This is a genomic window from Streptomyces sp. HSW2009 (assembly GCF_040240285.1).
In the GTDB taxonomy this organism is placed as follows: domain Bacteria; phylum Actinomycetota; class Actinomycetes; order Streptomycetales; family Streptomycetaceae; genus Streptomyces.
Genome location: NZ_JBEHZD010000246.1, coordinates 1 through 11031, shown reverse-complemented (window position 1 = coordinate 11031; position 11031 = coordinate 1). Strand labels below are relative to the sequence as shown.

Sequence of the window (11031 nt, the reverse complement as noted above, 5' to 3'; positions counted from 1 at the left end):
CGCGGCGCCCCGGCGGCCACCTCGCGGCCGTCCCCCGGCCCGTATCGACGAGGTGTCCGGGCCCCGGAGGCGGCGGGCGCCCGCTCGCCAAGCCCATCGGAGAATTGGCGGAGCGTCACCCTCCGCATCCGCCGCCGCTGCTCCGAGCTGCACGGACCCCGCGCCGGTCATCCGAAGCGCCGTCAGGGCCTGGGGCGATACCGCCGGAGCGCCACGCGAAGCGCGGCCCCGGGCGCCGCCACCGACCCCCGCCGGGACCGGCCGCCCGGTCGCTCCCAGGTGGCCAACTTGTGGGCCTCCGGAAAGAGTTGTGGATGACCAGTGAAATACGTACAGTCGCTTCCGTCGGACTCCCTCACATCATGGGATGTGACGGAGCCCTTTTCATCGTATGGGGGATTGAATGCGTACACGCGCATCTTTGGCCGTATTCGCCGTCGCCGGGATCACCGCGCTGACGGGGCTGACGGCGACGTCAGCACATGCGAGCGGCTCCGGCGACACCAAGATCACCAAGGTGGTCGTCAACGGCGGCAAGAACGTCGTGATCGGCACGAGCGGCGCCAAGACCTTCACGGTCGCCGTCACGGCCCAGGACAACTCGGGCATCAAGCGGGCCGACATCAACATCCAGGGCCCGTCCTCCGGCTTCTTCCAGCCGACCAAGGCCGTCAAGTGCACCCCGGCCGGCAAGGCCGCGACCTGCACCGCCACCTTCACCGTCGACCCGCGGGTGGACCTGTACACCAACGCCCTGGCCGGCGTCTGGTACGTGGACACCTGGGTGGACGCGAAGGACGGTGACTTCTACACCACCGAGAAGGCCGCCTCCTTCAAGCTCCAGCGCGAGGGCAAGCTCACCGTCAACGCCTCGCCCGAGCCGGTCAAGAAGGGCAAGACGCTCACCGTCACGGGCAAGCTGACCCGCGCCCACTGGGACGTCTTCGGCGACAACAAGTGGGTCGCGCACGGCAACCAGTCGGTCAAGCTGGAGTTCCGCAAGAAGGGCGCCAAGTCCTTCACGACCGTCAAGACGGTCAAGACCAGCAAGAGCGGCGACCTGAAGACCACGCTCAAGGCGTCGGTCGACGGCGACTGGCGCTGGAACTTCGCCGGCTACAGCAGCCACGCCGCGGTCGCCTCCGGTGTGGACTTCGTCGACGTGAAGTAGCCCGACCAGCAGGAACAAGCGAGCGGGGGGGGGGGGGGGGGGGGGGGGGGGGGGGGGGGGGGGGGGGGGGGGCGGGGGGGCCCGCGGCCCGGGCGGGGGCGGGGGGGGGGGGGGGGGGGGGGGGGGGGGGGGGGGGGGGGGGGGGGGGGGGGGGGGGCCGCGCCCCCGGGGGGGGCCCCCCCCCCCCGGAGCCGGGTCAGCTCACTTTTCGCGTACGAGCTCGAAGTGCCACATGCCCTTCGGGCCGTCCTTGCCCTTCAGCTCGACGATGGCGATGGTGACCTTGTCGCGCATGCCGTACGACTGGCCTGTCTGCGGGTCCTTCTGCTCGAAGAGGGCGTCGCCGTCGAAGCTGCGGTAGTTGTCCTTGCTCGGTTCCTTCATGAGCGGGTTGTTCGAGACCAGCACCCAGCCCGACTCGCCGATCTCCGGGTCGACGCCGATGCGGACCTTCTCCCCCGGCGCGCCCTTGATCGACTTGCCGGCCTTCTTCGACAGGCAGTCCTTGGTCTTCTTCTCGTTGAGCACCTTGCCGTCGCCGTAGCAGCCCTCAGTGGCCTCGGCGTTCACCGAACTGGTGCCGACGGTCACGGTGGCGAGCGGGGTCGGCTTGTCACAGGCGGACAGGGTGATCAGCCCAAGGGAGACGGCACCGACGGCGGCGGCGACGCGGCGGCCCTTGCGCCAGGACGACATCGAAGTGCGGCTCCGCCGCGTGGCAGTGGTCATGCCGGCAGGCTATCGGGCCGCGCGGATCAAGCCACGCGCGGGTGCGGCGTGCCGCGCCTGGCGGAGGAGAGCAACCCGCGCGCGGTGCCGAGCCAGCCGAGCGACAGGATGCAGACCGCCACCGACATGCCGGCCACGCTGTTCAGCGGCAGCGCGATGCCGACGGCCCCGCCGACCACCCACGACATCTGGAGCGCGGTCTCGGAGCGGGCGAACGCGGAGGTCCGCACGTTCTCCGGCACGTCCCGCTGGATCAGCGCGTCCAGCGAGAGCTTGCTGAGCGCCTGCGAGAGACCGGCGACGGCGGCCAGCGCGGCGACCGCGAGCTGGCTGTAGAGCACGGCCGCGGTGATCGCCGTGCCGAGCGCCGTGGTGAGCACCGCGACGATGATCAGCTCGGGCCCGCGGGCCCGCAGCCCGGCGCCGATCGCGGTACCCAGCGCATTGCCGGCGCCCGCCGAGACGGCCACGATGCCGAGCGAGAGTTCGGGGCTCAGCCCGTTCAGCGGGTGCTCGCGCAACATGAACGCCAGGAAGAGGGTGAGGAACCCGGAGAGCGTCCGCATGGTGGCGTTGGCGGGCCAGGCGTAGAGCACGGACGAACCGACGTTCCGCAGCCCGGGCCGCTTCACCGGCTCCTCGCCCCACGCGCCGCTCCGTGCGTCGTACGCCGTGACCTGGTGCGCCCCGGAGGTCGCCCCGGCCGGTTCGGGTTGCTCGGGGGCTGGGGCGGCTCGCTCTTCGTTGGTGGAGCCGGTGGGCTGGTCGGCGGCGGAGGGTTGGGCCGCTTCGGTGGGTTGCTCGGCTTCGGCGGGGTGGCCGGGGCCGGTGGGTTGCTCGGCACCGGCTCGCTGCTGGGCCGCGGAGGGTTGGTCGACTTCGGTACGCGGTTCGGCTGCGCCTGCGCCTGACGCCGGGCCCGCTGACGCCGTGCCCGCCGAACCCGGGCCCGCGGCTGTACCCGCTGTACTCGCCGTACCCGCGCTCGTCGGCTGGCCGGGCCGGCTCGGCTGGGTGACCGCGACGACGGCCGGTTCGACGGCTCCTGCCACGGTTTCCACGGGTTCCACAGCTTCCACGGTCCGCACGGCTTCAGCGGCCTCCACGGCCCCGGCGGCCCCGCCAACCGCAGGGCGCGACGCGTTCCGTACGGGCGAGGCGTCGGTGTCGCGGGCGCCGTCGGTGTGGCCGTGTGCCAGCAGGTGGGGCGGGTGGGCGATGACGTGGGCCCGTGCCTCGCCCTTGGCCGAGTCGACCTTGTGCGGCAGCGTGAAGCACAACATGGTGCCCAGCGTGAAGACCGCACACGCTCCGTACAGCGGCCAGGACGGCCCGATCTGATGCAGCCCGGCCCCGATCGGCGCCGCGAGGCCGGTCGCCAGCAACCCGCCGAGCGTCACCCGCGAATTCGCCTTGACCAGCGAGAAGCGCGGCGGCAGCAGCCGGGGCACGACCGCGGACCGCACCACCCCGTACGCCTTGGACGCCACCAGCACGCCGAGCGCCGCCGGATACAGCTCAAGGCCGCCGCCCGCGATCACATGGGCCATCGTCAGCGCCAACAGCGCCCGGATGAGCATCGCGGCGGCCATCGCCGCCCGCCGGCCGTGCGGCACCCGGTCCAGGAGCGGCCCGATCACCGGGGCCAGCAGCGCGAACGGGGCGAGCGTGATGGCGAGGTACAGGGCCACCCGGCCGCGGGCCTCGTCGGTGGGGACCGAGAAGAACACGGTGGAGGCGAGGGCGACCGTGATCATCATGTCGCCGGCGGAGTTCACCGCGTGCAGTTCGATGAGCTTGCCGAGCCCGGACTCGCCGGCCCCGTGGGCATGAGTGATGCGCCGCACGCCGCGGCCGATGCTCGCGAACGGGCGGCCCAACGCGCGGCCGATCGAGCGCCCCGACCTGCCGACCGGGTCGCCCGCGGCGAACCTCGTGCCTCTCACCACGACATCGTCTACCCAAGATGGACCCGCTACGCGACTTTCCGCCGCTTCTCCGCCGCGTTTCCTTCACACCCCACGGCCGCCCGGGACCCGCCGCGGCCCGCCCCAGGACCGGCATCCGCCGGCATCCGCGGCTCTCTGGATACGGGGTGACGGGGTTCCGGCGACGGTGGGGTTACGGAGTCACGCAGATACGGGTCACGCAGATACAGGTCACGGGGACACGGGTTACCGGGACGCGCGGCGCGGGCCGTGCGGCGGGTGTGGACCAGGGTGTGCACCCCCGTGCGGCCCGGCGGGGGCCAAGGGGCGCCCGGGCCGTGGCGTCGGGCGACGGCCGTCAGACGGCGGTGGGCGCGGGCGCGCGCGGGGTGCGTACGGCGGCGCACGGACGCGGTGCGGCCGAGGCGGGGTAGGGGTGGCGCGGTCCGACAAGGTAGCGTGCCTTACGCGCCACTGGCGGTCGTTCTTGGCCACGCACCGGGTGAGCATCCCGCAGAATGGGACGTACTGGGTGCGTCCGAGGCCGTTCGGGCGCGGACGTCGACGCGGTCCCCTGGTCCGCTCCGTCCGCTGTCCCGGCCGCTTGGCCGGCGCGCTCGTGAGACGGCGTAGGAGAGAATCGATTCTTGTGAGTGCTGCGATGCGAAGCCGTACCCCGGACCGCTTGTGCGCCGAGGCGGTCGATCTTGCCCGAGTGGCGGCGGAGGAGGCGGCGTTCCCCGGCCCCGTCGGTGCGCACGTGTCCGCGGTGGCCGACGGCGACCGCGTCGTCACCCACTTCTTCGAGTGCGCGGAACCCGGTTACCGGGGCTGGCGCTGGGCGGTGACGGTCGCCCGCGCCTCCCGCGCCAAGGTCGTCACGCTCGATGAGACGGGGCTGCTGCCAGGACCCGAGGCGCTGCTCGCGCCGGAGTGGGTGCCGTGGAGCGAGCGGCTGCGCCCGGGCGACATGGGCCCCGGCGACCTGCTGCCGACCGAGGCCGACGACCTGCGCCTTGAGCCCGGGTTCAGCGGCGAGGACACCCCGCCGCCCAACTCCGTCCTGGCCGAGGAGACCTCGCCGCTGCGCGCGGTCGCCCCGGCAGCCGACACCGCGCCCGCCGCCGGCCGGCCCGCGGTGGCCGGCGAACTCGCCGAGCGCGCCGACGCCGAGGACGCCGACCTGACGGCAGGCTCCCCGGCGGCCTCAGCACCGTCCGCACCGGGCGACGGCGCCGAACTGCCCGTCACCGGCTCCCTGCCCGCGGTCGCCGACGAACTCGGCCTCGGCCGGGCCCGGGTGCTCTCGCGGTACGGCCTGCATGTGGCGGCCGACCGCTGGGACGAGGCGTACGGGGCGAAGACCCCGATGGCACAGGCGGCCCCCGCCTCCTGCATGACCTGCGGTTTCCTGATGCCGCTGGCCGGTTCGCTGCGGCAGGCGTTCGGGGTGTGCGCCAATGAGTTCGGCCCGGCCGACGGCCGCGTGGTCTCCCTCGGCTACGGCTGCGGCGGCCACTCCGAGGCGGCCGTCATGCCGAAGCCGCCCCGGCCGGCCCCGCCGGTCATCGACGAAACGGTCGTCGACCCGTTGCACCTGCGACCCGACCACTCCGGCGGCTCCGTCGAACTCGACACCCCCGCGGAAGAACTCGGCCACTCCTGAATCACGGCCGGGCCCGGCCTGCCGACCGGCCCCGCCTTGCCGACGTGCGTGCCCTCGGCGACGGGCCTGACCTGCTGACTGGCGGGGCCGGGCCCGTCGCCGTCTGGGTTACCTGCTGATGGGTTGTGCCGGTCCGTCGTCCGTCCCGAACGGTCCCGCTGACCGCCTGGCCCCACTCGTCGGCGGGCCCGGGCCCTGGGCCCACCCAACCCGCGCGCACTCCCACCCACGCGCACCCCGAGGCACCCGCACCGCAAGGCACGCGCGCGCCAGCCACCCGCACCTCCGGGCCATCCAAGGCACCCGCCTCGCGCACCCGCCGCACACACCCACAGCACCCGTCGCGTTGGCCCCTGCCGAAGCCCGTCGCGGTAAGCCCGTACCGGCTGCCCGCCCCCGCCGCACATCCACCGCCCCGTAACCCTCGCCCCGCAACCCCCGTCCCGTAACCCTCAGCCCACCCACTCCCGGCGCGCTGCCCACCCGCTTTTCGCCGAGTGGCCCCGGCCCGGCCCCACCTGCGGTGTTCGATCGGGGGGCGGGGGGAGTCGGGCGGTGGGGGGTGTTGGCGGTACGTTCACCGCAGGACGTTCACCGGGGGCAGGCCGTGCGCACCGCGCGTGCGGGGCGCCCCCGGACCAGGACAGGGGAGACGAGACGTGAGCAGCAGCACGGCGATGGGGCGCGGCGCGACGGGGGACGCGGACCCGTTCGATACCGGGCGGCTGCGGCGCGGCGTACTGGACGCTTGGGCCGCATCGCCCGCCCGCTTCCGTGAGGACGCCAACGCCGAGGAGGACCTCGCGCTCGGCGGCTACCGCGACCGGCTGATCATCGAACTCGCCCAGAACGCCGCCGACGCAGCCGCCCGCGCCGGCGTGCCGGGCCGGCTCCGGCTGACCCTGCACGGCGCAGGCGCGCTGCCGGGCGCGGGCGACGGCACCGACCGGCCCGTGCTCGCCGTCGCCAACAACGGCGTCCCGCTCGACGCCGCGGGCGCCGAATCCCTCGCCACGCTGCGCGCCTCCGCCAAGCGCGACACCCCGCCCGCCACGGCGCCGGAAGGCACCACACCGGAAGGCGACGCGCCAGCGGGCACCGCACCCGCCGGCGGGTCCGTCGGCCGGTTCGGCGTCGGGTTCGCCGCGGTGCTCGCGGTCAGTGACGAGCCGGCCATCGTCGGCCGCACCGGCGGCGTGCGCTGGTCGCTGGCCGAAGCGCGGGAGCTGACCGCCCTGGCGGCCGAGCACAGCCCCGGCCTGGCCGACGAGGTGCGCCGGCGCGACGGCCACGTGCCGCTGCTGCGGCTGCCGCTGCCCGCCGAGGGCAGCGCCCCCGACGGCTACGACACCGTCGTCGTGCTCCCGCTGCGCGACGGCGCCGCCGAGGACCTGGCCCGGCAGCTCATCGCCGGCATCGACGCCTCCCTGCTGCTCACCCTGGACGGTCTGGCCGAGGTCGTGGTGGAGACCCCGGCCGGGGTCCGTACGCTGCGCCGCCGGCAGGACGGCCCGTACGTGGTCATCGAGGACAGCGCGCACGAGGGCGGCGTCAGCCGTTGGCGGGTCGCCACCGCCGGCGGCGCGCTCACCGCCGACCTGCTCGCCGACCGCCCGATCGAGGAGCGGCTGCGCCCGACCTGGTCGGTGACCTGGGCCGTTCCGGTGGACGCGGCCGGCGCGCCGGTGCGGCTCGGCGACGCCACGCTGCCCGGGCTCGGCGCCGACCTGGCCGACACGGGCGTGCCGGGCGTGGCGCCGGCCGGCCGCGGAGCCGCCGCATCGGTGCTGCACGCGCCGACCCCCACCGACGAGCCGCTCGGCCTGCCCGCGCTGCTCATCGCCTCCTTCCCGCTCGAACCCACCCGCCGCCGGGTCGCGCCCGGCCCGCTCACCGACTTCCTGCTGGCCAGGTCGGCGGAGGCGTACGCGACGCTGCTCGGCGACTGGCAGCCGGTGACGGTCGGCACCCTGGACCTGGTGCCCGGGCCGTTCGGCAAGGGCGAGCTGGACGGCGCGCTGCGCGGGCTGGTCCTGGACCGGCTGCCGCGCGTCGCCTTCCTGCCCAGCGCGGCCACGGCGTACGGGGCGGAGCGGCCGGCCACCGAGCAGCGGCCGGTACCCGCCGGCGACCCGTACGCCGACCCGTACGCCGAGCCCGATGACCACCGGGCGCCCGGTGTGCTGCGGCCGGTGGACGCGGAGCTGCTTGAGGGCGCGGGCACCGAGACCGTACGGGTGCTCTCCGAGCTCTTCCCGCAGTTGCTGCCGGCCGGGCTTGAGCGGCGGGCCGAACTGCGGGCGCTCGGCGTGCAGCGGGTCCCGCTCGGCGAGATGATCGAGCGGCTGGCCGGTGCCGAACGCCGCCCCACCTGGTGGCGCCGGCTCTACGACGCGCTGGCCGGCACCGACCCCGAGCTGCTGACCGGCCTTCCGGTGCCGCTGGCCGGCACCGACCAGCAGGGCGGCCGGTGGCGCGGCGACGACGGCGGCGGCACGGTGCGCACCACCATCGGCCCGCGCCAGGTGCTGCTGCCGCTGCCGGACGGCGTCGGCACGGACCTCACGGGGGGCGGCGCGGCGGCAGGCGGGCCGGCGGCCGACGGGCCGTGGGGCGCGGAAGGGCTGGCCGCGGACGGACCGGCCGCGAGTGAGCTGGCCACTGCTGGATCGGCCGTGGGCGAATCGGCTACCGCCGGACCCGGCACCGCGGAGCCCGCCGACGCCACCGCCCGCCAGCACCGCACGCTCGCCAGGCTCGGCCTGAAGGTCGCCCACCCCGACGCCGTCCACCCGCTCCTGGAGAAGCTGGGCGCCACGCCCGCGACGCCGCGCGCGGTGCTGACCACGCCGCAGGTGCGGGCCGCGGTCGCCGCCTCGCTGGACGCGGCCGAGGAGTTCGACCCGCTGCTCGACGAGGACGCGCCGGGCGGCCCGCTGGACGCCGACGCGCTGGCCGAGACGGTGCTCGCGCTGGTGCGCGACGCCCGGCTGGCCCCCGGCGACGAGCCCTGGCTCGGCGCGCTCGCCCTCCCCGACGAGGACGGCGAACTCGCCATCGCCGCCGACCTGGTCGTTCCCGGCAGCGACTTCGAGCGCGTCATCCGCCCCGGCGAACTCGCCGCCTGCGACGCGGACCTCGCCGACCGCTGGGGCGAGGAGACGCTCGCCGCGGTGGGCATGCTCGCCGGCTTCACGCTGATCCGCGCCACCGACGTGGTGCTCGACCCGGACGAGCTCGAACCCCGCGACGGCGACTTCCCCGACCCCGACGACGTGGGCCTGCTGGACGCGGTCGACGTGTGGTGCGAGGACCTGCTCGACGCGCTGGAGGAGAGCCCGGTGCCGCCGGTGGCCACCGAGATCGTCGCCGTGCGCGATCTGGACCTGGTCGACGACGACGCCTGGCCGCTGGCGCTCGCCATGCTCTCCCGGCCGCCGCTGCGCGACGCGCTCACCACCCCCGTGCGGGTGCTGCTGCCCGGCGGCACGACCGAGACCGTACGGCCGTACACGGCGTGGTGGCTGCGCGACCACCCGGTGCTCGACGGCCGGCGCCCGGCCGGGCTGCGGGCCGCCGGCGGCGATCCGCTGCTCGCCGGCCTGTACGAGGCGGCCGACACCGCCGACGTGGACGCGCAGGTGCTGCGCGCGCTCGGGGTGCGCACCTCGGCCGCCGCCCTCCTTGAGGAGCCGGGCGGGGCGGCCGAACTCCTGGCCCGCCTCGCCGACGAGGCCAGCGAGGTCACCCCGGCCCAACTCCGCGGCCTGTACGGCGCGCTGGCACCGCTCGTACCCGAGGACGTCACGCTCCCCGACGAGCTGTGCGCGGTGACGTACGAGGGCGCCGATGCGGCCGACGGCGAACCCGGCTACGTGGTGGAGGTGGTCGACGCGGCCGAAGCGCTCGTCGCCGACGCGCCCGACCTGCTCCCGCTGGCCATGGCCGACGGGCTGCCGCTGCTGCCCGTACCGCCCCGCCGCGCGGCGGAGCTGGCCGACCTGCTCCAGGTCCGCCGGCTGAGCGAGGCGTACCCGGCCCGGGTCGTCTCGCACGGCGAGGACCACGAGGTCACGGCCGCGGTACGGGAACTGCTCCCCGGCGCGCCGCGCAGCTACGTGGAGCACGAGGAACTGCTGGTCGAACGCGACGCGAAGGCCGCGGCCGGGGCGGGCGGCGCCGGCCGGGCCGAGCTGGACTGGCGGTACGTGGACGGCACCCTGCACGCGGCCACCGTGGAGGGCGTGGCGGCCGGCCTGAGCTGGGCCGCCGGCCAGTGGGAACGCCGCTTCGAGGTGGCGGCCCTCCTCGAAGACCCGACCCGCACGGCGGAGTTGGCCCGCTCGCGGTGGTTCGACGGGACGCGCTGAGGACGGGGTGGGGCGGGGTGGGCCCGCGGTGCGGTGGTTGCCGCGCCTGGCGGCTCGCCCCGCCGGGCCCGGCCTTCCCCGCCGGGGGTCGCGCCTGCGCGGGGTCGCGCCGGCCGAGGCGGGGCCCCTGAGGCCCGCCGCCCTCACCCCACCTTGCGTCCCACCCCCGCGAACAGCGCCACGTCCGCGCCGGTGACCTCCGTCAGCGGCTGCTCGATCTCGGGCTTCCACGCCGAGATCATGGTGACGCCCGGCTCGACCTGCTCCAGCCCGTCGAAGAAGCGGGCCACCTCGTCCCGGGTGCGGCCGACGACCGTGATGCCGCTGCTGCGGTAGAGCTCGGTGACGCGGGCGGTGACGGCCGGGTCCTCGTCGGGCGCGCCGTGCGACAGGGCCAGGTAGCTGCCCGGCGCGAGCTGCGCCACCAGATGGCTGACCAGCTCGTACGGGCCCTGCTCGGCCGGTACGAAGTGCAGCAGCGCATTGAGCGAGAGGGCGACGGGCTGGCTCAGGTCGAGCGTGTCGTGCAGCTCGGGCGCCTCGAAGATGGTTTCCGGGCGCAACACGTCGGCGTGCAGGTACGTCGCCCGCCCGGTCGGGGAGCTGTGCAACAGCGCGTCGGCGTAGGTGAGCACGATCGGGTCGTGGTCGACGTAGACGACCCGGGCGTCGGCCGCCGCGCGCTGCGCCACCTGGTGCAGATTGGGTTCCGTCGGCAGGCCGCTGCCGATGTCGAGGAACTGCCTGATGCCGGCCTCGGCCGCCAGCCAGTGCGTGGACCTGTGCATGAAGGAACGGTTGGCCCTGGCCCACACCTTGGCCCGTGGCCACGCCGAGAGCACCTGCTCTGCGGCCTGGACGTCCGCCGCGTAGTGCGTCTTGCCGCCCAGGAAGTAGTCGTACATCCGGGCCGAGTGCGGCCGGCTGGTGTCGATGTCCTCGGACCGGAAGCGATATCCCGTCATCTGCGCTGAACCCCCGTAGGCCAGGCCGCCCGCCGATTCCCCGCGTACGGTTGCGGAGTTGGTCGGACGAACTCACTGGATGCTCACCCTACGTGGCCGCCCCCGCGGGTGTACGGGTGAGGGACCGCGGCGCCCCGGCGGCCACCTCGCGGCCGTCCCCCGGCCCGTATCGACGAGGTGTCCGGGCCCCGGAGGCGGCGGG

The 11031-nt window shown here is 75.3% G+C and carries 6 protein-coding genes; 3 read left to right on the top strand and 3 right to left on the bottom strand.

What is annotated here, in order from left to right:
• Positions 1–403: 403 nt before the first annotated feature.
• Complete coding sequence (locus AAHZ94_RS18905; RefSeq protein ID WP_349994139.1) at positions 404–1171, top strand: calcium-binding protein; 768 nt, start codon at positions 404–406, stop codon at positions 1169–1171.
• Positions 1172–1372: 201 nt separating this feature from the next.
• Here the strand turns inward: AAHZ94_RS18905 and AAHZ94_RS18900 are convergent, their stop codons facing one another.
• Positions 1373–1900 (bottom strand): hypothetical protein, encoded by a 528-nt coding sequence (locus AAHZ94_RS18900; protein ID WP_349994138.1) that lies wholly within the window; start codon positions 1898–1900, stop codon positions 1373–1375.
• Positions 1901–1926: 26 nt separating this feature from the next.
• Complete coding sequence (locus tag AAHZ94_RS18895) at positions 1927–3846, bottom strand: MFS transporter (protein ID WP_349994137.1); 1920 nt, start codon at positions 3844–3846, stop codon at positions 1927–1929.
• A 643-nt stretch (positions 3847–4489) separates the two neighbouring features.
• Here AAHZ94_RS18895 and AAHZ94_RS18890 point away from each other — a divergent pair.
• Together AAHZ94_RS18890 and AAHZ94_RS18885 are read left to right on the top strand one after the other, a co-directional pair.
• Positions 4490–5494, top strand: a complete 1005-nt coding sequence (locus tag AAHZ94_RS18890) for a DUF3027 domain-containing protein (protein WP_349994136.1) — start codon at positions 4490–4492, stop codon at positions 5492–5494.
• A gap of 677 nt (positions 5495–6171) precedes the next feature.
• Positions 6172–9864: a molecular chaperone Hsp90 gene (locus AAHZ94_RS18885; protein WP_349994140.1), complete on the top strand. Its 3693-nt coding sequence runs from the start codon at positions 6172–6174 to the stop codon at positions 9862–9864.
• A 143-nt stretch (positions 9865–10007) separates the two neighbouring features.
• On the opposite strand, the gene AAHZ94_RS18880 is transcribed toward AAHZ94_RS18885, so the two are convergent.
• Complete coding sequence (locus tag AAHZ94_RS18880; RefSeq protein WP_349994135.1) at positions 10008–10829, bottom strand: SAM-dependent methyltransferase; 822 nt, start codon at positions 10827–10829, stop codon at positions 10008–10010.
• Between the last annotated feature and the right edge of the window lie 202 nt (positions 10830–11031).

Bases quoted from the DNA above. Each gene is read 5' to 3' on its own strand.
- AAHZ94_RS18905 (WP_349994139.1), top strand. From the start codon at position 404: ATGCGTACACGCGCATCTTTGGCCGTATTCGCCGTCGCCGGGATCACC.
- AAHZ94_RS18900 (WP_349994138.1), bottom strand. From the start codon at position 1,900: ATGACCACTGCCACGCGGCGGAGCCGCACTTCGATGTCGTCCTGGCGC.
- AAHZ94_RS18890 (WP_349994136.1), top strand. From the start codon at position 4,490: ATGCGAAGCCGTACCCCGGACCGCTTGTGCGCCGAGGCGGTCGATCTT.
- AAHZ94_RS18885 (WP_349994140.1), top strand. From the start codon at position 6,172: ATGGGGCGCGGCGCGACGGGGGACGCGGACCCGTTCGATACCGGGCGG.
- AAHZ94_RS18880 (WP_349994135.1), bottom strand. From the start codon at position 10,829: ATGACGGGATATCGCTTCCGGTCCGAGGACATCGACACCAGCCGGCCG.